The sequence below is a fragment of the Domibacillus sp. DTU_2020_1001157_1_SI_ALB_TIR_016 genome (assembly GCF_032341995.1).
GTDB lineage: Bacteria > Bacillota > Bacilli > Bacillales > Domibacillaceae > Domibacillus > Domibacillus indicus_A.
The window spans coordinates 2,372,192-2,394,752 of record NZ_CP135439.1 but is presented as its reverse complement, the minus strand read 5'-3'; the positions used below and the strand labels follow the sequence as shown (position 1 = coordinate 2,394,752).

Genomic DNA, 22,561 nt, shown 5'->3' with positions numbered 1-22,561 from the left:
AAGTGAACTATGTTTCCTCACAAGTATAGCGTGAAAATTTTGTGTTGTCAGTCTGCCTGTTAAAATTCCTTGCAAATTCCCTGTATTAACGATAAAATCTTTTAATATACAGTGATTCCATTCTTGGAACAGGGGGAGAAATTATGGCATCTGAAATGAAAATAGACCATCGGGAAAAGGCCTACTCTCTGTTGCAGGCGGATGCGGAAAAAATTTTGCGTCTCATCAAAGTGCAAATGGACAATTTAACGATGCCGCAATGTCCTTTATACGAGGAAGTGCTTGACACTCAAATGTTCGGCTTATCCCGTGAAATAGACTTCGCTATACGTCTCGGACTGGTGGATGAAGCAGATGGCAAACAGCTGATTGACTCACTTGAGCAAGAACTTTCAGCATTGCATGAAGCATCCGTTGACCGGTAAACAGACAGAAAACTCAAACAGCTGTTTGAGTTTTTTTAACTTAACGAGTATCGCTTATCGGTAAGCGCATGAATGGAAGGTTTGTATGTGGAAAAGAAATTTAAAATCATATGATTATCCGTTGGCGGCCGTGTTTTGTATTTTATGTTTATTTGGGCTGATGATGATTTTTAGTGCAAGTTCAGTAATGGCCGTTCAGCGGTGGGGACTTGAAAGTGGTTATTTTTATGATAAGCAGAAGATACATATTCTTATGGCTTTTATTGCTTTTGGCGTTGTATCCTTTTTTCCGTACCAGCGTTTAAGAGCGAAGCGGTTTCAGCAATGGATGCTGGCAGGCATGTTTGGAATGCTGCTTTTACTGTTTGCATTTGGACATGTATCAAACAATGCCCAAAGCTGGTTTCAAATAGGGGCGCGTTCGATTCAGCCGTCAGAGTTTGCTAAATTGGTTGTCATTCTTTATATGGCTGCCATATTTTCAAAAAAACAAAAAAATATTAACTCGCTTAACAACAGTATTGCGCCGCCAGTTATTATGCTTTTTAGCATTTGTTTCCTTGTAGCGCTTCAGCCTGACTTCGGAACGGCTGCGATCATTTTTGCGATTGGGTTGACAATCGTCTTAACATCCGGTATAAAAATGAAAAAGCTTGTTAGGTTTATGCTGTTGATTGGTGTTTTTTCCCTGTTTTTGTCGCCGCTGTTCTTTTGGCAAAAAGATGAAATTTTGTCTGAAGAGCGAATGGGGCGTCTAACAAGTTATCTAGATCCTTTTAAATACGAGCAGGGCGACGGCTATCATCTAGTAAATTCCTATCTTGCGATTGGCTCGGGCGGACTGACCGGTCGGGGACTTGGCCAAAGTGTACAAAAGCTTGGCTACTTACCGGAGCCGCATACAGATTTTATCATGGCGATTATCGCTGAAGAACTTGGAATTCTGGGAGTCATTTTTGCAATAGGCGGCATTTTATTTATTGTGTTACACGGCCTTCGTATTGCCGTGAAGAGTCCCGATTCGTTTGGTTCAATGCTTGCAGTCGGCGTTTCTTCGATGATTGGGATACAGGCATTTATCAATCTCGGCGGCATGTCAGGGGTCATCCCTATTACGGGGGTTCCGTTGCCATTTATCAGTTATGGCGGATCTTCTTTACTGCTGCTCTCAATTTCACTTGGTATTTTGGCTAACATATCGATGCAGTCAAAATACGAAAAAAAACTATAACTCTTAAAAATAAAAAGGTTCAAAGATTTGAACCTTTTTATATATAATTTTATCAACAGATCAGGGGAGAGATGAAGATGAAAAAAATCAGCAAAGTGCTGGTGGCAAATAGGGGAGAAATTGCCATCCGCGTATTCCGCGCCTGCACAGAACTACATATCCGGACAGTAGCTGTTTACTCGAAGGAAGATTCAGGTTCATATCATCGCTATAAGGCCGACGAAGCATACTTGGTAGGAGAAGGAAAAAAACCAATTGATGCTTATCTTGATATCGAGGGTATCATTGAAATTGCCAAGCAGGCAGAGGTCGATGCTATTCATCCCGGCTATGGATTTTTATCTGAAAATATCGAATTTGCAAAACGTTGTGAAGAGGAAGGTATTGTCTTTATTGGACCGAAATCCGCTCACCTCGATATGTTTGGCGATAAAGTAAAAGCACGTACACAGGCGATTAAAGCAGAGATCCCGGTTATTCCAGGCACTGACGGACCGGTTGGCAGCTTAGATGAAGTCATTGAATTCGGGAAAAATCATGGCTTCCCTATTATCATCAAAGCGGCTCTTGGCGGCGGCGGACGCGGTATGCGGATTGTTCAAAACCTCGGAGAAGTACGTGAAGCATACGACCGTGCGAAGTCTGAAGCCAAAGCAGCCTTTGGTAATGACGAAGTGTATGTAGAAAAATTTGTTCAAAATCCAAAGCACATTGAAGTGCAGATTATCGGCGACCACGAAGGAAATGTTGTTCATTTGTATGAACGTGACTGTTCGGTTCAGCGCCGCCATCAGAAAGTGGTGGAGGTGGCACCGGCCGTTTCGATTTCGGAAGACCTGCGTGATCGTATCTGTGAAGCGGCTGTGAAGCTGATGAAAAACGTGGACTACTTGAACGCGGGAACCGTGGAGTTTTTAACCGCAGGTGAAGATTTTTACTTTATCGAAGTTAACCCGCGCGTACAGGTTGAACATACGATTACGGAGCTGATTACAGGAATCGATATTGTACAGACGCAGATCCTTGTGGCAGAAGGCCATGGGCTGCACAGCGACAAAGTCGGCATTCCTGAGCAGAAGAACATTCGCACTATGGGGTATGCCATTCAGTCACGTGTTACAACGGAGGACCCTGAAAATGGCTTTATGCCGGATACAGGCCGCATCATGGCTTACCGTTCCGGCGGCGGCTACGGTGTCCGTCTGGATGCCGGTAACAGCTTCCAGGGTGCGGTCATCACGCCATACTATGATTCACTGCTTGTAAAAGTATCGACGTTTGCGATGACTTTTGAACAGGCCGCATCTAAAATGCTGCGGAACCTGCAGGAATTCCGGATCCGCGGAATTAAAACAAACATTCCGTTTTTGGAAAACGTGATGCGCCATGAAGATTTTATTTCAGGCAACTATGATACGTCTTTTATTGACAAATCACCTGAGCTGTTTGTATTCCCGAAACGAAAAGACCGCGGAACAAAAATGCTCAATTATATCGGCACTGTCACAGTGAATGGATTCCCGGGTGTGGAGCAGAAGAAAAAGCCTGTCTTTGACACGCCGCGCATCCCGAAAGTGAAACTGTCCGAAAAACCAGCACACGGAACGAAGCAGATCCTGGACGAGCAGGGAGCAGACGGCCTTGTTAACTGGGTAAAGGCACAAAAAGAGGTGCTGTTAACGGATACGACAATGCGCGATGCCCATCAGTCACTGCTTGCAACACGGGTTCGTACAACAGATTTAACACACATTGCACCGGCAACAGCCCGCCTGCTTCCAGAGTTGTTCTCAATGGAAATGTGGGGAGGAGCGACGTTTGATGTGGCGTACCGTTTCTTGAAAGAAGATCCGTGGAAGCGTCTTGAAACACTTCGTAAGCAGGTGCCGAACATTTTGTTCCAAATGCTGCTTCGCGCATCGAATGCGGTCGGCTACAAAAACTATCCGGACAACGTCATTAAAGAGTTTGTCCAGCAGTCTGCTGAGTCCGGCATTGATGTATTCCGTATTTTCGACAGCTTAAACTGGGTGAAAGGCATGGAGGTTGCCATCGATGCAGTCCGCCAGTCCGGTAAAATTGCTGAAGCGGCGATTTGTTACACAGGGGATATCGATGATCCGTCCCGTGCAAAATACAATGTAGAATACTACAAAAACATGGCGAAAGAGCTGGAAGCACAGGGTGCCCACATTCTGGGTATTAAAGATATGGCCGGTCTTCTGAAGCCGCAGGCTGCTTACCGCCTGATTTCTGAATTGAAAGAAGCGGTTGATATTCCGGTTCACCTGCATACGCACGACACAAGCGGCAACGGTGTGCTGATGTACACGAAAGCGATTGAAGCGGGTGTCGATATCGTTGATACGGCTCTCAGCACAATGGCGGGGCTTACATCACAGCCAAGCGCCAACACGCTTCACTATGCACTCGAAGGAACAGACCGCACTCCGTCTGTCAGCATTGATGCGCTTGAAAAAGTCTCTTACTACTGGGAAGATGTCCGTAAGTTTTATGCGCCGTTTGAAAGCGGCATGCTTGCGCCGCATACGGAAATTTACGAGCATGAAATGCCAGGCGGCCAGTATTCGAACCTTCAGCAGCAGGCGAAAGGCGTCGGCCTTGGCGACCGCTGGGACGAAGTAAAAGATATGTACCGCCGCGTGAACCTTATGTTTGGTGATATTGTCAAAGTAACGCCGTCTTCTAAAGTAGTCGGGGATATGGCCCTCTTTATGGTGCAGAATGACCTGACGGAAGAAGAAGTGCTGCTTCGCGGCGACAAAATTGATTTCCCTGACTCTGTGATTGAACTGTTTGAAGGCTATCTTGGCCAGCCGGTTGGCGGCTTCCCAGAGCAACTGCAAAAAGTGATCTTAAAAGGAAAATCACCGATTACCGTACGTCCGGGTGAACTTCTGGAAGACGTTGATTTCGATGCCCTTCGCAAAGAGCTGGAGCAGGAAATCGGGGAAGAACCCACGGATCATGATGTGATTGCGTATGCTCTGTATCCAAAAGTGTTTACGGATTACGCAAAAGTAAAAGCACAGTATGGCGATATTTCGGTTCTCGATACACCAACGTTTCTGTACGGCATGCGTCTCGGTGAAGAAAAAGAAATTGAGATTGAAACAGGAAAAACACTAATTGTGAAACTCGTTTCGATCGGTCACCCGCAGGTCGATGGAACACGCATTTTAAGCTTTGAGCTGAATGGCCAGCCGCGTGATGTGGTGATTAAAGATGAGAGCATCAAATCAGCCGTTAATGCGAAAGTGAAAGCTGATCCGAAAAACGAGGGTCATATTGCGGCGACGATGCCGGGTACAGTCATTAAAGTCATCCTTGAAAAAGGCGATAAAGTAAAGCGTGGGGATCATCTCATGATTACCGAAGCGATGAAAATGGAGACAACGGTACAGGCACCATTTGATGGAACGGTTACAGCTGTCCATGTACAAAACGGCGAAGCCATTTCCACGGGCGATCTTCTGGTAGAACTTGAAAAATAAAATAAAAAACAAAAAGCACCGGTCTCAAAAGAGGCGGTGCTTTTTTGTTAAGCATTGATTCTGCTTCGGGAGACGAGCAGAATAAAGTAACACAACAGTCCAAACAAGCAGGATACAAATAAAGCGTGGGCGAGAGCGATATACAGATTTAAGCGAGTCCAAATAATAAACGCGCCTGCAATTGCCTGCAGTGAAACAAGAATGAAGGCAATAAGCCATCCATAATACAAAACACGCTGGTGCTTATAGTATTTAAGGGCAAGGTAAGCGATATAAGCAATCCAGATGAAAATCAAGCCGGCTGCCGCCCGATGACTCATTTGAATCCACTGGTACAAATTTGAAGGCAATATTTCATCATTTCCACACAGCGGCCAGGACCCGCATACCATGCTGGATTTTGTATGACGGACGAGCGCCCCCGTATATACAACGATATAGCTGTACAGGGTAACGCCGACAGTATGCCATTTCATTCGGCTGTCAATCACGATGGAGGAAGCATCAAATCGCTGATCCACTTCAAAAATAAGCAGGGTCAGCAATAAAACGGCGGAAAACGAAATAAGAGAGATGCCAAAATGAAGAGCGAGCACAAAGTCGTTTTGCCCCCACAAAACAGCCGCCGCTCCAATTAATGCCTGGACAAGCAGAAACAAAAAAGCCAGAGCAGAGAGGAATTTTGTTTCCCGCTTATGGCCAATACAGCGCCAGGAAAAAACAGACAGCGCTAAGACAAGAAGTCCGGCTGCACCAGAAACAGCACGATGGGAAAGTTCAATAATGGTTTCTGCCTGAATGTTTTCGGGAATAACCTGTCCATGGCAAAGCGGCCAGTCGTTACCACAGCCAAGCCCGGAATCTGTTTTTGTCACAAGTGCACCGCCAATTAAAACTGCAAGCATAACCAATGTGGTCACAACTCCAAGCCATTTAAGCCAGCCGTTCAACATGCTCACCTTCTTCTCTCTATCTATCTATATCTAACCTTTTATACATGGGAAAGAAAGCCGTTTCATTTTTGACGATTCCCATATTTATTCTATTATCTTACAAAAAAGAATCACTGGAAACAAATCGTTTTTACAAGACACAAATTCGACATAAATCGTTCATCAGCCGTTCACATAAAAACGGTGAATATGATTTAATATGGAAGAGAGCGTCTATTCGCTTGAAATGTTTTTAAATTGTGTAGAAAAGCGTAGCTATATCCTTTATAGTAAGATTAAGATAGTGTGTTTAAAGAAAGGGGGGGAATAGTGTTGCGCAGTACAACATTAGATAAAACAAGTGTGCCTGAAACAACGGCTGTAAAAGATTTTATGGCCTTGATTAAGATCGGCATCGTTAACTCCAATTTAATAACTGTTTTTACAGGTATGTGGCTGGCTTTTATTTTAAACGATATCCGGTTTTTAGCCAACCTTGATACCATTGCTTTAACACTCATTGGTTCCGCCCTTATCATTGCGGGCTCAGCAAGTTTGAACAACTATATTGACCGGGACATCGATCCTTTAATGGAGCGTACAAAAACAAGGCCGACAGTTACCGGAAAAATCAGCTATCCAAAAGTACTAACCATAGGACTTGCGCTTGTCATTGTCGGATCAGCGCTTTTATTTATGACGACCTTTACAGCAGGGGTGATCGGAGTCATTGGGATCATCAGCTACGTGGTGATTTACACAATGTGGTCAAAGCGCCGTCATGTCAGCAATACAATCGTTGGCAGCATCTCAGGTGCTGTGCCGCCTCTTATCGGTTGGGCTGCTGTGGACCCAACACTGGATATGCTGGCTTGGATGCTATTTTTAATTATGTTTATCTGGCAGCCGCCGCACTTTTACGCATTGGCGATGAAGCGTGCTGATGAATATGGAAGAGCAGGAATTCCGATGCTTCCCACTGTAAAAGGATTTGCCGTTACAAAGCGTCATATGTTTGTTTGGACGCTGCTTCTTTTGCCGCTGCCGTTTTTCATGACAGAACTTGGCATGGCGTTTATCGTTCTGGCTACCTTGCTAAACGTGGGCTGGGTTGCCCTGGCAGCAACAGGCTTTAAAGCAAAAGATGATTTGAAATGGGCAAGATATATGTTTATTTATTCATTGCAGTATTTAACCATTATTTTCGTTGCGATGGTTATCGTTACCGTTATTTAAACAGGGGAATTCTTCTTTTAAGAAATCCATATATATGCACTGTTTTAGTAAACATTTCAAACGAAAGAGGGGTTGTAATACGCTATGAAAAAGAAGCTGACAAACTGGCGTCTTTTTACGTTTACCAGCCTGACGGCGCTCTTTCTGTCCGGCTGCGGCGAACCATTTCTTTCAACGTTGACTCCTGCTGGTGAAGCAGGCCAAACCGCCTATGATCTCATGTTGCTCAGCACATGGATCATGGTCGGCGTGGTCATCGTTGTCTCTGTTTTATTTGCCATTGCGATTTTGAAGTTCCGCCGCAAAAAAGATGACCCGGCTATTCCAAAGCAAGTGGAAGGAAGCCATGTACTCGAAATGATATGGACGATTATTCCGATCATTTTACTGATTATTTTAGCAATTCCAACAGTTTTGGCTACATTTGATTTAGCTGACACAAAAGCAATGGATAAGAAAAAGGAAGACGGTACAACAGATGCCATGGTTGTAAACGTACGGGCCAATTTGTATTGGTGGGAATTTGAATATCCGAACCAAAAAATTATTACAAGCCAGGAGCTCGTTGTTCCGACGGATCAGAAGGTGTACTTTAACGTAAAAGCATCCGATGTAAAACACTCTTTTTGGATTCCAGCGGCCGGCGGGAAAATAGACACAAATGTAGAGAACGTCAATCAAATCTGGCTTGAGTTTGATGGTGAAAAAGCAGAAGAAGCAGACAATCTATTTTACGGGAAATGTGCAGAGCTTTGCGGTCCTTCCCATGCTTTAATGGACTTTAAAGTGCATGCGCTTCCAAAACCGGAATTTGACCAGTGGGTAACAGCGATGCAGGCAATCGACGCGAAAGCAGCAGAAGCAAAACCAGAGGATCCAGCTGCAGCTGCAGGGCAGGAAATATTCAATCAAAAGTGTTTGAGCTGTCATGCTGTTACAACGGCTGATGCACGTCCCGAGGCAGCCCGTACCGCGCCAAACCTTGCAGGATTTGGAGAACGTGAAAGAATAGCAGGTATTCTTGAGCATAACGAAGAAGAATTGAAGAATTGGATTTCAAATCCGGAAGAGTACAAACCAGGCAATAAAATGACAGGCACGTATGGAGAATTGTCTGATCAGGAAGCAGATCAGCTTGCTGCGTACTTGATGAGCCTTAAAGTAGAATAAATATAGAATCAGGGTAAAGGAGGTAAAACCGTTGAGTAGCATTGCACATAAACAAAAACGGGGATTTACCAGCACAGTTTGGGAATACTTAACGACAGTGGACCACAAGAAAATCGCTATTTTATATTTGCTTGCCGGCGGCTTTTTCTTTATTGTCGGCGGTATTGAAGCGATGATGATCCGCATTCAGCTGGCTGTGCCGAATAATGACTTTGTCAGTGCCGGTTTGTTTAATGAAATTATTACCATGCACGGCACTACCATGATTTTCCTGGCTGCTATGCCGCTTTTATTCGCTTTTATGAACGCTGTGATGCCGCTTCAAATCGGCGCGCGCGATGTGGCTTTCCCTTTTGTAAATGCACTTGGTTTTTGGCTGTTTTTTTTCGGGGGCCTGTTTTTAAATCTTTCCTGGTTCCTGGGCGGAGCACCTGATGCAGGCTGGACGTCCTACGCCTCACTTTCACTTGCTTCCGAAGGGCATGGCATTGACTTTTATGCTCTTGGGCTTCAAATTTCCGGCTTCGGCACACTGATGGGCGGCATTAACTTTTTAGTAACGATTATCAACATGCGTGCACCGGGAATGACGTATATGAGAATGCCGCTTTTTACATGGACAACATTTGTAGCGTCCGCTCTGATTTTGTTTGCATTTCCTCCGCTTACCGTTGGATTGTTTATGCTCATCTTTGACCGGATGTTTGGCTCGGGATTTTTTGATGTAGCAATGGGGGGGAACACCATTATCTGGGAGCACTTTTTCTGGATTTTCGGCCACCCGGAAGTATACATTCTCATCCTGCCGGCGTTTGGCCTTTTTTCGGAAATATTCCCGACTTTTGCGAGAAAGCGCTTATTTGGCTACTCATCTATGGTGTTTGCTACGGTGCTGATCGGCTTCCTTGGATTTATGGTGTGGGCACACCACATGTTTACAACCGGGCTTGGTCCTGTTGCCAATGCGATTTTCGCCGTTGCTACAATGGCTATTGCGGTTCCGACGGGCATTAAGATTTTCAACTGGATTTTAACGATTTGGGGAGGAAGCATTAAATTCACTGTGCCGATGCTGTACGCAGTTGCGTTTATTCCTTCTTTCGTGATGGGCGGCGTAACAGGAGTGATGCAGGCTGCTGCGCCAGCTGACTACCAGTTCCATGACAGCTACTTTATTGTTGCGCATTTCCACTATGTAATCGTAGGGGGAATCGTTCTCGGGCTGCTTGGAGGTGCCCACTTTTATTGGCCTCTTATGTTTGGCACGATGCTTAGCGAGAAGCTGGGCAAAATTACGTTTGTGCTGTTTTTAGTCGGCTTCCATTTAACCTTCTTTATTCAGCATTTTCTTGGATTGATGGGAATGCCGCGCCGTGTATGGACATTCCTTGAAGGGCAGGGACTTGAGACAGGGAACTTAATCAGTTCGATCGGTGCGGGTTTGATGGCTCTTGGCATTCTCGTCCTGCTTGTGAATATCGTCATTACGCAGAAAAACAATATACAGGTAGGTAGAGACCCATGGAAAGATGGACGTACACTTGAATGGGCGATTCCATCTCCGACTCCTTTCTATAATTTCAAGCAGCTTCCGCTCGTTCGCGGACTGGATGCTTTTTGGATCGAAAAGATGGAAGGAAAAACAGATATGACACCAGCTGAACCAATTGGTGACATTCACATGCCAAACAATTCGTTTGTACCGTTTGTAATTTCCCTTGGGCTGTTTATCGCTGCATTTGGCGCCATGTATCATGCTGATGAAGGTAAGGACTGGGCCATTCCTGTGCTGATTATCGGTATGCTGATCACATTTGGCGCGATGCTGTACCGCTCCGTTAAAGATGATCATGGCTACCATATTCATAAAGAAGACTTGCTGGATGAGGCGGAAGGAGGAACACGGTAATGGCAGCTGAACAAAAATTCACTCCGCAGACGTGGCCCGAATCGCCTGAGCAGGCAACGCTTGAAGGGAAAAATAAATTTCTTGGCTTTTGGTTTTTCCTGGGGGGCGAGACCGTTTTATTTGCTTCGTTATTTGCAACGTACTTAGCCCTGAAAGATAGTGTGCCAAGCGATACGCATGCCAAAGCAAGTGACCTGTTTGAATTGCCGCTCGTTTTTTTAATGACAATGCTGCTTTTAACCAGCTCTTTAACATCGGTTTTTGCGATCTATCATATGAAAAACTACAGCTTTAAAAAAATGCAGCAATGGCTGTTTATAACCGTTGTGCTCGGCTTGGGCTTTCTTGCATGTGAAATTTATGAATTTTATCATTACTATCATGAGTTTGAACACAAATTTACAAGCAGCGCATTTGGATCTGCTTTTTATACGCTTGTTGGTTTTCACGGAGGACACGTCGTCTTCGGTCTTTCCTGGATTATTGCGTTGATGGTTCGAAATGCAAAACGCGGTCTTAATCTGTACAATGCACCTAAATTTTATTTAGCAAGTCTTTACTGGCATTTTATCGATGTAGTATGGGTGTTTATCTTTACGGTTGTATACTTAATGGGAATGGTGGGATAGCGAATGGCGAATTTACACCCAAAGTCAGGAGATCCTAAAGTTACGTATGAATATCGCCGTAAAAAGAATGCAGAAGAAATGAGAATGCAGGTTATTACGTTTACGATGATGATCTTTTTTACCGTCATTGCTTTTGCTGCAGTGGGAGCGGGTTTTTCTAAATGGTTTGTTGTTCCGTTCGTATTGCTTCTAGCGGTCGTACAGGTCATCTTTCAGCTGTACTATTTTATGCATATGAGTCACAAAGGCCATGAAGCGCCGCAGTTATTTATGTACTCAGGCATCGTGGTAGCATTTGTGACGATTCTTGCTTTTTTAACGATTATTTGGCTCTGAGAAAAAAATGCTCCCCGACATTGCCGGGGAGCACTTTTTTCTGTCAAGAACTTGTCATTTGCTGTCGTTGTCAAGTATGTGGGCGGACGATATAATAAGAGAAGCAGTGAAATACAAATGAGGTGGGAAAAATGCCGATCCGTATATTTGGTTTTTCCGCTCTTTGGAGCCCCTATTTTCTGGCTGTACTGTTGGTTATAATCATGCTGTTCTTTTGGGTGACAACGAAAGGGCGCCGGCATTTTCAAAACAGTGAACCGCTCACAAAGCGCCAGGCGCTACTGTTTGTAAGTGCAGTGATCATTTTGTATACGATCAAAGGCTCGCCGCTTGATCTGCTTGGGCATATTATGATGACCTATCATATGCTGCAAATGGCTGTGCTTTATCTTGTTGTGCCGCCTCTTTTTATTAAAGCGATTCCTTGGTGGATATGGCGGCCTGTTATGACTCTTCCTGTAGTAAAACCGCTTTTTTCATTTTCGTCGCGACCGCTGCTTGCGCTTATTTTATTTAACGGTTTGTTTTCTTTTTACCACATTCCGCTCATTTTTGATTTTGTTAAGATGAACGAGGTATTTCACAGTTTATATACGGTTATGTTGTTTTTCTTTGCTGTTTGCATGTGGTGGCCGCTTGTGAATGAGCAGCCGGGAGAAAAAGGGCTGGATGGATTAAAAAAAGTCGGCTACATTTTTGCGAATGGCATATTGCTTACGCCTGCCTGCGCGCTGATTATTTTTGCATCCGCACCGCTTTATGCCACTTACTCTGATGGAACCGCATGGCTTAAAGCGATGGAGCTTTGTGTGCCTTCCTCCACGTTATCGAACTTGCAGTTAAGCGGACCGGAACTATTTTCTAACATGGCGGTTGTTGAAGACCAAAAAACCGGCGGCATTGTCATGAAAGTTGTACAGGAAATTGTATTTGGTGTTGTTCTGGCCCAGGTCTTTTTTGAATGGGTGAGAAAAGAAGAAAAAGAGGCGGACAAACTAACAGAGGCCGCACTTGCCCGGCACAATAAAACAATGTAATCTATTAAAAGAAATGGTCTGCCATTTCTTTTGTTTTATATAATGGAAGTGAGGAAGAAAAATGTCATTACCAATTTTGCCGACGATCAGTACGTTTTTTATCGTTTTAAGCGCTGTTTTCGTAGCGATCGGCTGGGCACAAATCAAACAGAGAAAAATAGAGAAACATAAAAAAACGATGCTTTTAGCAGGGCTTTTTGCTCTTACGTTTTTCACCATTTACGTAAGCCGCACGCTGTTTATTGGCAATACGGCATTTGGCGGTCCAGACAACATTAAAATTTATTATACGATTTTTTTGGTTTTTCATATTTTTCTGGCCACAACAGGAGCTGTTTTTGGGATCGTCTCTATTGCCAGCGGCTTGAAAAGTAAATGGGTCCTTCATCGGAAAATAGGGCCTGTCACGAGTGTTATTTGGTTTTTCACCGCGATTACGGGTGTAGCGGTATACTTGCTTTTGTATGTTTTTTACACAGGCGGTCCAACTACATCTATGTTTAAAGCCATTTTAGGCGGTCATTAAAAAAGCTTTCCTCTTTGAAAAGAGGAAAGCTTTTTTTATACATAATAAAGAATTTCTCCTTTTATATCGGTCAGCAGCTTTTCACAGGTTTGAACAAGAGACTCTGGGAAATATTCATTGTCCCCATATTCTACGCCGTGTGGATAATAGTGTTTGCCGAGAAGCGGCGCCATTAACTCGATCAGAGCATCTTCAGCTCCCACGTCTCCTTTTGCGGCAAAACCAAAGATACGTAAATAATATATACCTTCTTTTAATTCAAATTTGCGGTCATAGGTGACACGTTCATAATCCCACTGTCCTGCCAGAACCATCCCGTGCTGTTCCATGATATGAGTCAGCTGGTTCAAGTCAATTTGCATGCTTTCCAAGCCTGTATTCTCAAATTTCATACACATACCCCTTTCCGCTATATCATCCATTTATTTCTTCTTTTTATCATAGTCGAAAATGCGCTTTCACGCAATGGAGTTAAGGAGTGAAACTGAACAAAATGCAATGCAGGCAAGGAAAGTTTTTGAAACATAGAAAGGGAATGATATACTGATGAAAGAAAGAGAAGGACTGGATAGGGAGATGATCGTCTGCGAGCTGTTTTTAAGATTTTGGTCATTTTTTTAATTATCATGCTGATTGGCATTTATGCTGACAAAGCAATAGATGAAAAGGGCGAGGGGCCGCCTTCACTGCCTCCCGTGAACAGTGGAAAGGTTGATCCCCGCCTGCCGGCAGATATAGAACCGGCGCCGAAAGAAGGCTTGGGGACCCTGATCGGTGCATCACAGGAAGTGCTCATCAAAAAATACGGGGAGCCAGTTCGGAGAGAGCCATCTGCCTATGGCTATACATGGTGGGTATATAAAACGTCTGAAAGCTATATGCTTGCGGGAGTCCAAAACAGCCAGGTTGTTACGATTTTTGCAAAGGGAGAGATGAATACGTCTCCGTTCTTACTCGGCCGCTCTGCCAGCGAAATTTTCCGTTCCCGGTATCCAGAAGCTGAAATCGTAGCCCATGCAAATGACAGCTATTATCGCTTTGAATTGTCGGAAGAAGAGCTGAATATCAGGCCGCTTATTCCAATTGGCGATTTTTACGCCCAGCTTTATATTGATCAGCAGACTGGCATTTTATCGGGTATCCGATTTATGACAGCGGACGTTTTGCTGAAAATGAAGCCTTATGAGCTTGTGTATGAAGGGGTATTGCCGGAAGTTCCTTCACCGGGCAGGTCGGCATGGGTTCATATTGAGCGCGGAAGTGAAGCGCAGCTGGCTGATATAAGTCATTTCATCAGGGACAAAGAAGGCGTGCCGGTGCTTGATTGGGCGCCTGAATTAAACAGCGCAGCCAAGTCACACAGCCAGGACATGTTTGAAGCTGACTACTTTGGGCATCAATCACCTCGATTTGGAGATTTAAAGCAGCGTTTAACAAAAGCAGGTTTGTCTTTTGATCAAGCGGATGAAATGATTAATGCCAATTATCCGGACGCACCCGCTGCGATGGAAGCATGGCTCAATTCACCGGATGAGCGGGAATTGTTGTTGAGCGATACGTTTACTTCATTTGGTACCGGTGCCTACCGAACGCATTTTACACAAATTTTCACCGGAAAGTAACGATATGTGGTAGAATAAGCCGATGGAGGTGCACATATGATTGCAACAACAATGGAACTTATTAACATTGCCGATGCAGCAGACGCACTTGGAGATATGATTCTTCAATCGGAGCAAGCCGTGCAGTACCGTGAATGTTACAAGAAACTTTATACGGAAGAATCCGTTAAACATAAAATTGTCGCTTTCAGCCGTCTGAAAGAACAATATGAAGAAGTACAGCGTTTTGGGCGATATCATCCGGACTATAAGCGGATTATGATGGAAACACGTACAGCCAAACGAGAAATGGATATGGATGAGTATGTCGCAGCCTTTAGACGGGCGGAAACGGAACTGCAGCAGCTGCTCGATGAAGTGAGCCTGCTTGTTGCCCGGTCTGTATCAGAGCAGGTAAAGGTGCCAGGAGCCGGCTCTATATTTTCGAGCGGATGTGGAAGCTGTGGAAGCGGCGGTTCTTGTGGCTGTTCGGCATAAAAAGTAAAAAAGCGGGGGATGGACATGCTGACAGAAAGGCAGGCATTGATTGTATGGCTTCATTCATTGAAGCCGGCCAAATCATTACGCAAATACGGGAATATTCATTACGTCTCAAAAAAAATGAAGTATGCGGTTCTTTATTGCAACCATGCAGAAGCGCCGGAACTGGCGGAAAAGCTGACGGGATTTTCTTTTGTTAAGAAAGTTGATTTTTCCGAAAAGCCGTTTTTAAAGGTGGACTACGAAAACTCCCGTCCCGATAAAGCAAAAGAATACGATTATAAAATTGGTGTATAAAAAAAGCCTGTTTTTAAACAGACTTGAGATTGTAGAAAAAGTAAGAAAGCAGGCTGATTGAAAACGTCTGGCTTTCTAGGAACGCCGCTGGCTGGGAAGCGGGGTGACCTTTTCGGGTCATGAGCATTAACAGCCGGCAAGTAACGCTGAAAGCGGGCGTTTGTCAACAGCCTGAAGCCTGTCTTTAGACAGGCTTTTTTATTTGGTTAAGTTACCAGGATGGAAAGGATAGAAGCGCCCCATACTGGTAAGGCAAGGCGAACAAAAAAGAGGGAGTGATTGAATCATGTCGAGCAGCAATCGCAACCGGCTGTTGGTCCCTGGAGCCCAGCAAGCTATTGACCAATTGAAGCACGAAATTGCCTCTGAATTTGGTGTTCAGCCCGGGGCCGATGCCCCGTCGCGGGTCAACGGTGAAATCACGAAACGCGTCGTGCAAATGGCGGAACAGCAATTGTCCCGCCGTTAGGAAGCACGATGAAACTAAAAAGCAAAAGGCAGGGAATCCAAGGAAACTGGGTCCTCTGCCTTTTGTCGTCATTATCAATATTCATCTTTAACCTAACCTTTTATTTAAAGCGGACGAAGATAATGGTTAAGGCGTAAAATGCCGATTAAATACTGGTAGTACAACGTTTTTTCGGCAAACTGGGAGGAAGGCTTGACTTCTAGCTCAATGAGCGGCTTACCCGCTGAAGCTGCAGCCTGCTGAAACAAGCGAAACCGTTCATTTTCTTTTTGATAAGGATTAGGAATGCCTTCCCGGCATACATAAATCGGCTGAAAACTGCCTGTCTCCGTTGGATGTAGAATAACAGCACATGACGTACCGCTGGCAGAGTGCAGGGCAACAAATTGCGAAATCCGGCCGGCTGCGCGTTCCGCAATATCAAGAAGCTCATATAAATCTGAATATCCTTCACCAAGTTCAATAAATCGTTGAATCATCTAAATACCTCCATTCATCTCCCTTATTATAAGCAATGTTCACTTGATTTGGACAAATTTCATCGTCAGTGAAAATTTTTTTTGATATGATAGGGATAGGTCATAGTTCTTAAGGAGTGTGGATTATGCATGAAGAAAGTCCTTGTGTTTCTTTTGCTTTTAACAGCAGTCTCCGGCGTATTGTTAACAGTTCAATGGATTGGCTATGAGAAACGATCAAGCGCTTCCCAGAAAGTAATCACAAACCAGACGATTGAAATAGATGTTAAAGAAAGCGGCTTTATGATCAAGCAAACGCTTGCTTCCGTATCGGAAGGCACGAATTTAACAATGAGGCTGCCTGCCGATGCAGAAGAAGTATCCTGTTCAAAAGGAGATACGTGCATAACGAGCAGTCAGTCGGGAACCATTACGGTAAAAGGCGAAAATGTCTCGATTCAATACACGATTCCGGCTTCGCTTTCTCCGCGTTCTTTTTTATTGAACAATTGGCAGGCAGCGTTTGAAGAAATGACACCAGCCAAAACAACGCTGCTCATAACGGACCATACAAAAAGAGGTGGACAATGGATATCCTCTATTGAGCAAAAAGCCGCCAAGCAGCTTTCAGAAATTGATTTTTATTCCTTTGAAGGGGAAGCAGAAAGGCCGCCGCTTTTCTGGCAAAAAGAACGTTTAAAAGAAACCCAATTTTCAGGAGGGGCCATTTTTGCACGAGACACCGTGCAGCTTCCGTCAGGGTTAATGGACATGCCATTTTCTACAGAAGACCTTCCAAGGCAGACCGTTGTGATCTCTTCTGATATTAAACCACAGCAGCTCGACGGATTACTGTTTATCCGGCAGCAAAGTGATTTAAACACCATCCACACAAATGCGGTGTATACGTATGTTAAAAAACACTTTATTTTTCCGGCAGATGAACAATGGATGGCGTCATTCCTTGCTGTGTCTTTATATAACGCAAAACCGATGTATATGAAAGCCGCCGAGATGAAGGAGCAAGTTACGGACATACTGACTGAACAAGAAGAAAAGAAATGGGAAGAAGCACTTTTGCAGCTTAAAGGCAAAGAAGTAAATGCCGTTAAGCTTGACCAGGTGCTGTCAGCAGTAAAAGGTGCGCAGACAAACTTTTTTAAAGAAAACAAAAGCAGCCGCCCTCCGTCTCTGCCTCTTGTTTTTTTTGATGGACGGCTTGTTACCGTAGAGGATCAGCCAGTATCTTTTCATGTTAAAACAAAAAATGGCCTGCTGTATATTCCGCTTGAAGACGCAGCTAAAGCTCTCGGGTTTTCTGTTCAAAAAGTATCGCCGCAGCAGTGGAGGATGAAAAAAGGAGTGGACGTATACCGGTTCGATGCAGCTCGAAACCAGGTATATGTAAATAACCATCCGCATCTTTTGTATGAACGTGCTCTTGACCAAATCGACGGTATAACGTATATAGATAAAATTTGGTTTCAAAAAGTGTTTCTCTTTGAAGTAAAAGAATCCAATGAAGCCATTGAGCTGACATCTTATGGACTGTAGAAACCTCGCGCCAAAGGCGGGGTTTCTTTTTCACCCTATAGATTTCATTTATACGTTTATGATACCATGAATGAAGAAAAACGAATGGCAGGTTAAAATATGAGAATCATTTCAGGTGAAAAAAAGGGGCTGCCTTTAAAAGCTGTGCCGGGAAAAGACACGCGCCCTACGACAGATAAAGTAAAGGAGTCCATTTTCAATATGGTCGGTCCTTATTTTGAAGGCGGCACTGGATTAGATTTATTTGCAGGCTCAGGAGGGCTCGGAATTGAAGCGCTCAGCCGGGGAATGGATCGAATGATTTTTGTTGATCGCGATATGAAAGCGATTCAAACGGTAAAAGAAAATATACGGAACGCTGGATTTACAGAGTGCTCAGAAGTATATCGAAATGAAGCGGAGCGGGCATTAAAAGCCATTGTAAAGCGCGAATTAGTATTCGATGGTATTTTTCTTGATCCGCCTTATAAAAAGCAAAAGCTTGAAGCCATGCTGCTGTTTATTGCGGAGCATAATCTGCTTGCACCACATGGATTTGTGATGTGTGAGCACGGATCAGATGTACGCCTTCCTGAACAGGTCGGCCCGTTTTCTTGCACACGCGCCGAAACGTACGGAATGATTTCTGTTTCCATTTACAAAGCGGCAGATGAGGAGGAAAGATCATGACAAGTATTGCAGTTTGCCCAGGAAGCTTCGATCCGATTACCAACGGGCACCTGGATATTATTCAGCGCGGGGCGAAAGTATTCGACAAAGTATATGTCGTCATTTTAAGCAATTCATCTAAACAACCGCTATTTTCGGCGGAGGAGCGGGCAGAGTTAATCCGCCAGGTTACGGCACATATTCCAAATGTGGAAGTGGATCATTATCAGGGCCTGCTCGTTGATTATGCAAAACAGGTAAAAGCAAAAGCCATACTGCGTGGACTTCGGGCTGTATCTGACTTCGAATATGAAATGCAGATTACGTCCATGAACCGCGTATTAAACGATGAGCTTGAAACGTTTTTTATGATGACCAATAGTCAGTATTCGTTTCTCAGCTCAAGCATTGTCAAGGAAGTGGCGAAATATGGGGCGGATATTTCAGAGCTTGTCCCGAAGGAAGTGGAAGAAGCTTTAATAAAAAAACGTCTTGCTGATTCCGTTTCGAAATAAAAAAGCCGGGCCGAAAGATTAAACTCTTTTGGTCCGGCTTTTTGAATATCGGATTCCCAGCAAAAGAGAAGCGACACCCAGAACAACTACTGTGATCAGCATGCCATGCTCTGGTGCAAACGATAGAGCCGCCTTCGGAAAAGAAACAGGCCATGATAACAAACAAAAAGTAATGAATGCTGCATATACACTATGAAGAATACGGCCGGCGAAAAAAGGGCCGAAACGGATATCCGTTTCACTAATAATCGCCGCTACCTGCGCGTGAACGCTTAAGCCGCTAAAGCCAAGAATAGCACTGATCAGCAGCAGGCTTACGGGTAAAGGAATCGATTCGGAAGAGGAGAGCTGCACACCAGACGTGAGTTCGAAAAAACCAGCAAAAAGCGCTTTAAAGACAGGCATGCTTGTTTCATTGGAGCCAAGAAGAGAAAATAAAAAAGCGGCTACTCCATACTTATGCAGCAAAGTGGTTAAGACAGAAAAAAAGAGAATAAAGCCGCCAACCAGTACAAGTGTTTTAACAGAAGACAGTACTGCATCCGCGAGCAGGGTGCCAAAGACCCGTCCATCTTTTTCGCGTGCTTCTTTAAATGCCTGAAGAGGTCCGGCTGTTTTTATTTTTTTTCTCTCTATTTTTTCTTCTTTCCCATAAAAACGCATCGTAAGCCCGACTAAAAAAGCACCGCTGTAATGAGCTGAGGCAAGCAGCAGGCCGGTCTCCGGACTTTTTAAAAAACCGCTGGCCACCGCACTTAAAATAAATAATGGGTTAGAGGAATGGGCCATCGCAACGAGCCGTTCTGCTTCCTTACGGGTGATTGACTGCTCCGTGCGAAGCTGTGCAGCCATTCTTGCGCCGGCCGGAAATCCTGAAGCAAGTGACAGCATCCAAGTCACACCGGCTGGACCGGGAATGCGGAAAAAAAACCGCATCAAACCGCTTAGAATGGAGCCGAAAAAAGCAATCACGCCAAGACCTGTCATTAACTCTGTTAAAATAAGAAAAGGAAGAAGGGATGGAAAAACAGTTTTCCACCATATATCCATACCGTAGACTGCTGCCTTCAAGCCGGCTTGAGGTGAAAATAAAAGAGCGGCAGCCAGCAGCGTAATAGAGCAGGCGGCAGCATAAGTTTTCCACATAAAAAGCCCCCTGATTAGAATATAAAGCGCGCCTTTTTAAAATTTTGTACAATAAAAGAGCCTGTACAAAAGGATATGTAAAGGCAGAAAGAATAGACTAATGAAACAATTCATACCAGTTATAGAGCTGGATGATTTCTGCATGGAAGGAAGAACAAATGTGAAAAATAAAAGAACAGGGCTCTTATATGCGATTCTGCTGTTGATTATTGTGGCAGCCTTTATCCCGCTGCCGTTTTACATTACAAGACCGGGAGAAGCGCACACGCTTAATCCAATTGTTAATGTAGATGAAGGAGACGAAAATGATACAAGCACATTGATGCTGACCACGATACAGATGGGGCCTGCTAACATTTATTCATACGCGTGGGCATTTCTTCGGGATTACGAGGAAATTCTCCCAAAAGAAACGGTTCGCTATTCACACGAATCGGAGAATGAATTTAACGTAAGGCAGGTTCATTTAATGGACACCTCACAGCAAAATGCCATAGCGGTTGCTTTTAAGGAAGCGGGCAAACCGCACAGCTGGATATACAAAGGTATTTATGTGTTAAGTGTATTTCCTGATATGCCTGCGGAAGGGGTACTTGAAGCAGGCGACCGCATTATATCTATTGATGGCCGTTCTGTCACATCGTCTAAACAAATGACGGATTATGTGCAGGCGAAAAAGCCAGGCAGCCGAATTACAGTCGCATTTACACGCGATAAAAAAAATTATGAAAAAACCGTTCAGCTGAGAGCATTCGCGGAGCTGGGCGGCAAATCCGGCCTTGGCATCAGTCTGGCCGATGATCGAGCGCTCAAAAGCGACCCAAAGGTAACGCTGAAAGCAGATGACATTGGCGGTCCTTCTGCCGGCCTTATGTTTTCACTTGAAATTTACGACCAGCTGGTAGAAGAGGATTTGGCGGCTGGATTAAAGGTAGCTGGAACGGGAACAATTGCCCCGGACGGCACAGTTGGCCGGATTGGAGGCATCGCTCAAAAAGTCGTAGCGGCCGACCGGGCAGGGGCGCAGTTTTTCTTTGCACCGGATGATAAGCTGCCGGCGGGCCGTACAGATGTCAAAACCAATTATGAGGAAGCGAAAAAAGCTGCAGAGGATATTGGAACAAGCATGGTTATTGTACCGGTTCAAACTTTTTCGGACGCAGTGGACTATTTAAGAAACCTATCTGCGTCAAAGTAAAATCGGCGGCATGGAATATTCTTGTTCTAAAAGAGAACGCACGTAGCTTTCACTCGCGTTAGGGGCGGAAGCGAACACACGGGATGCTTTTATATCCAGCGCAAGCAGGCTGCCCGCAGCAGCCGTGCGGGAAAGCAGCGGCACTTCCATTTCTTTTTTAATGGACCGGATATATGCACGCCCACTTTCTGTCATGCCAAGCAGCCGTGCAAACGAAGTCTGCTGAGCCTTCTGCATACTTGCTTTATCGGTGTCAGTTAAAATGTGGGTCATCATTCGCTGAAGGCGAGTCCACGTGTAACGCTTCGTTTTAACCTGTTCCATAAAGCCGGCAAAGGAGCTGCTTTGCCGTGCTGCTTCTGTGAGTCTTGGCCCGATGCCTTCCTCTACTTCATAAATGGAAGCAAGACGGCCGGGTTCAATGGACAGCAGGCGATAGCGAAGCAGAGGCCAGTAAGATTCCCATGAATGCAGCGGACGGTTTTGCATGGCTTCAGCACTCAGCGAAGGCATAACATCATGAATCGGTTCTTCTGTAGTAAAGAGGCGGTGCCGAATCGCTGTCGCACTTGCAATCGGCCCTGTTGATTCAGTATCATGGAATCCTGCTCCTTTTCGCTGAATCGTCAGCGGCTGCATAGGCGTGGGCAGCCCGAGGTTGGCTTGTACATAATGAAAGCCTAAAATGTTATTCGGCTTTGATAAATCAAGCGGCAGTGCATTTTCTCCGAACACTTCGTTTCTTGCTTTTGTCTGGGCGGCGGGGTAGCTCATTCCTTCTTTCATAAGGGAGCGGACGCAGGTATCAAGCTCTATGCTGTTTTTTTTCAGTTGTTCTGCGGTGTGGAGGAAAGGATCCATACCGCCATTTTCACTGCCAAAGCAAAAAAAACGGCACTTTAAATGGGAAAGAATTTCAATGGCGCCCTGCGCAAATATTTCAGCCCGCTGCGTTGAAAAAGCGTATGGAAGTTCAACGACAATATCAACACCGTGCTGCAGGGCTACCTTTGTACGGGTCCACTTATCAACAATGGCCGGCTCTCCGCGCTGTAAAAATGAGCCGCTCATTACCGCGATAATGGTGTCTGCATTTGACAAACGCCTCGTTTCATTTATATGGTAGAGATGTCCATTATGAAATGGATTGTATTCAACAACAATGCCGGCTGCGTTCATGTGAAACGTCCTTTCTTCAGGAGAATGTTCTTTCATTTTCAAAGATGGT

The 22,561-nt window shown here is 44.7% G+C and carries 23 protein-coding genes; 18 read left to right on the top strand and 5 right to left on the bottom strand.

The genetic code is table 11. From position 1 onward, the window contains the following. The first annotated feature begins 143 nt into the window (after positions 1-143). From RRU94_RS20220 to pyc, 3 genes are all read left to right on the top strand, one after another. Positions 144-425: an Fpa/YlaN family protein gene (locus RRU94_RS20220; RefSeq protein WP_050181559.1), complete on the top strand. Its 282-nt coding sequence runs from the start codon at positions 144-146 to the stop codon at positions 423-425. Between the two features lie 85 nt (positions 426-510). Further along, on the top strand, positions 511-1,656 hold the full coding sequence (locus tag RRU94_RS20215; RefSeq protein WP_315692654.1) for an FtsW/RodA/SpoVE family cell cycle protein: 1,146 nt from the start codon (positions 511-513) through the stop codon (positions 1,654-1,656). 77 nt (positions 1,657-1,733) lie between these two features. Continuing rightward, positions 1,734-5,171, top strand: coding sequence for a pyruvate carboxylase (pyc, locus tag RRU94_RS20210; protein WP_315692652.1), 3,438 nt, complete (start codon positions 1,734-1,736; stop codon positions 5,169-5,171). A gap of 47 nt (positions 5,172-5,218) precedes the next feature. Here the strand turns inward: pyc and RRU94_RS20205 are convergent, their stop codons facing one another. Beyond that, positions 5,219-6,124 (bottom strand): COX15/CtaA family protein, encoded by a 906-nt coding sequence (locus tag RRU94_RS20205; RefSeq protein WP_410492989.1) that lies wholly within the window; start codon positions 6,122-6,124, stop codon positions 5,219-5,221. A 372-nt stretch (positions 6,125-6,496) separates the two neighbouring features. Here RRU94_RS20205 and cyoE point away from each other — a divergent pair, with 372 nt between their 5' ends. The 7 genes from cyoE to RRU94_RS20170 all read left to right on the top strand — a co-directional run bounded on the left by cyoE (position 6,497) and on the right by RRU94_RS20170 (position 12,946). Beyond that, positions 6,497-7,339: a heme o synthase gene (gene cyoE, locus RRU94_RS20200; protein WP_342796688.1), complete on the top strand. Its 843-nt coding sequence runs from the start codon at positions 6,497-6,499 to the stop codon at positions 7,337-7,339. An 84-nt stretch (positions 7,340-7,423) separates the two neighbouring features. Then, on the top strand, positions 7,424-8,509 hold the full coding sequence (coxB, locus tag RRU94_RS20195) for a cytochrome c oxidase subunit II (protein ID WP_315692650.1): 1,086 nt from the start codon (positions 7,424-7,426) through the stop codon (positions 8,507-8,509). A gap of 31 nt (positions 8,510-8,540) precedes the next feature. After that, positions 8,541-10,418, top strand: a complete 1,878-nt coding sequence (locus tag RRU94_RS20190; protein ID WP_315692649.1) for a cbb3-type cytochrome c oxidase subunit I — start codon at positions 8,541-8,543, stop codon at positions 10,416-10,418. Continuing rightward, positions 10,418-11,047: a cytochrome (ubi)quinol oxidase subunit III gene (locus tag RRU94_RS20185; protein ID WP_242232151.1), complete on the top strand. Its 630-nt coding sequence runs from the start codon at positions 10,418-10,420 to the stop codon at positions 11,045-11,047. The genes RRU94_RS20190 and RRU94_RS20185 overlap by 1 nt, the downstream gene beginning before the upstream one ends. Positions 11,048-11,050: 3 nt before the next feature. Continuing rightward, positions 11,051-11,383: a cytochrome c oxidase subunit IVB gene (gene ctaF / locus RRU94_RS20180; protein ID WP_242232150.1), complete on the top strand. Its 333-nt coding sequence runs from the start codon at positions 11,051-11,053 to the stop codon at positions 11,381-11,383. A 131-nt stretch (positions 11,384-11,514) separates the two neighbouring features. Continuing rightward, entirely contained in the window at positions 11,515-12,420 is a 906-nt protein-coding gene (ctaG, locus tag RRU94_RS20175; protein ID WP_315692645.1) for a cytochrome c oxidase assembly factor CtaG, read from the top strand. Positions 12,421-12,481: 61 nt separating this feature from the next. Beyond that, positions 12,482-12,946 carry a DUF420 domain-containing protein gene (locus tag RRU94_RS20170; protein ID WP_309087004.1) on the top strand — a complete coding sequence of 155 codons (465 nt, stop codon included), beginning with the start codon at positions 12,482-12,484 and terminating at the stop codon, positions 12,944-12,946. Positions 12,947-12,981: 35 nt separating this feature from the next. Here the strand turns inward: RRU94_RS20170 and RRU94_RS20165 are convergent, their stop codons facing one another. Continuing rightward, complete coding sequence (locus tag RRU94_RS20165; RefSeq protein ID WP_315692642.1) at positions 12,982-13,338, bottom strand: YugN family protein; 357 nt, start codon at positions 13,336-13,338, stop codon at positions 12,982-12,984. A 213-nt stretch (positions 13,339-13,551) separates the two neighbouring features. Here RRU94_RS20165 and RRU94_RS20160 point away from each other — a divergent pair, with 213 nt between their 5' ends. From RRU94_RS20160 to RRU94_RS20145, 4 genes are all read left to right on the top strand, one after another. Continuing rightward, positions 13,552-14,568 (top strand): CAP domain-containing protein, encoded by a 1,017-nt coding sequence (locus tag RRU94_RS20160; protein WP_315692640.1) that lies wholly within the window; start codon positions 13,552-13,554, stop codon positions 14,566-14,568. 36 nt (positions 14,569-14,604) lie between these two features. After that, positions 14,605-15,045, top strand: a complete 441-nt coding sequence (locus RRU94_RS20155) for a YlbF/YmcA family competence regulator (RefSeq protein WP_315692638.1) — start codon at positions 14,605-14,607, stop codon at positions 15,043-15,045. Between the two features lie 24 nt (positions 15,046-15,069). Continuing rightward, complete coding sequence (locus tag RRU94_RS20150; protein WP_309087007.1) at positions 15,070-15,345, top strand: YlbG family protein; 276 nt, start codon at positions 15,070-15,072, stop codon at positions 15,343-15,345. A 286-nt stretch (positions 15,346-15,631) separates the two neighbouring features. After that, a complete protein-coding gene (locus tag RRU94_RS20145) occupies positions 15,632-15,814 on the top strand; it encodes an alpha/beta-type small acid-soluble spore protein (protein ID WP_315692636.1) in 183 nt (60 codons plus the stop codon). Positions 15,815-15,918: 104 nt separating this feature from the next. Here RRU94_RS20145 and RRU94_RS20140 read toward each other — a convergent pair whose 3' ends face one another. After that, positions 15,919-16,293, bottom strand: coding sequence for a DUF7147 family protein (locus RRU94_RS20140; protein ID WP_315692634.1), 375 nt, complete (start codon positions 16,291-16,293; stop codon positions 15,919-15,921). 129 nt (positions 16,294-16,422) lie between these two features. On the opposite strand from RRU94_RS20140, the gene RRU94_RS20135 reads away from it, so the two are divergent. From RRU94_RS20135 to coaD, 3 genes are all read left to right on the top strand, one after another. After that, positions 16,423-17,826, top strand: a complete 1,404-nt coding sequence (locus RRU94_RS20135) for a hypothetical protein (RefSeq protein WP_315692632.1) — start codon at positions 16,423-16,425, stop codon at positions 17,824-17,826. Between the two features lie 99 nt (positions 17,827-17,925). Beyond that, positions 17,926-18,495, top strand: a complete 570-nt coding sequence (gene rsmD, locus RRU94_RS20130) for a 16S rRNA (guanine(966)-N(2))-methyltransferase RsmD (RefSeq protein WP_315692630.1) — start codon at positions 17,926-17,928, stop codon at positions 18,493-18,495. After that, the gene (coaD, locus tag RRU94_RS20125) at positions 18,492-18,989 is read left to right on the top strand and encodes a pantetheine-phosphate adenylyltransferase (RefSeq protein WP_315692627.1); all 498 of its coding nucleotides are present in this window, start codon (positions 18,492-18,494) and stop codon (positions 18,987-18,989) included. The genes rsmD and coaD overlap by 4 nt, the downstream gene beginning before the upstream one ends. 18 nt (positions 18,990-19,007) lie before the next feature. Here coaD and ylbJ read toward each other — a convergent pair whose 3' ends face one another. Beyond that, positions 19,008-20,135, bottom strand: coding sequence for a sporulation integral membrane protein YlbJ (ylbJ, locus tag RRU94_RS20120; RefSeq protein WP_315692625.1), 1,128 nt, complete (start codon positions 20,133-20,135; stop codon positions 19,008-19,010). A gap of 142 nt (positions 20,136-20,277) precedes the next feature. On the opposite strand from ylbJ, the gene RRU94_RS20115 reads away from it, so the two are divergent. Further along, on the top strand, positions 20,278-21,333 hold the full coding sequence (locus RRU94_RS20115; RefSeq protein WP_410493056.1) for a SepM family pheromone-processing serine protease: 1,056 nt from the start codon (positions 20,278-20,280) through the stop codon (positions 21,331-21,333). On the opposite strand, the gene RRU94_RS20110 is transcribed toward RRU94_RS20115, so the two are convergent. Then, on the bottom strand, positions 21,325-22,512 hold the full coding sequence (locus RRU94_RS20110) for a nucleotidyltransferase (protein ID WP_315692621.1): 1,188 nt from the start codon (positions 22,510-22,512) through the stop codon (positions 21,325-21,327). The two genes, RRU94_RS20115 and RRU94_RS20110, sit on opposite strands and share 9 nt — an antisense overlap. Positions 22,513-22,561: the final 49 nt, after the last annotated feature.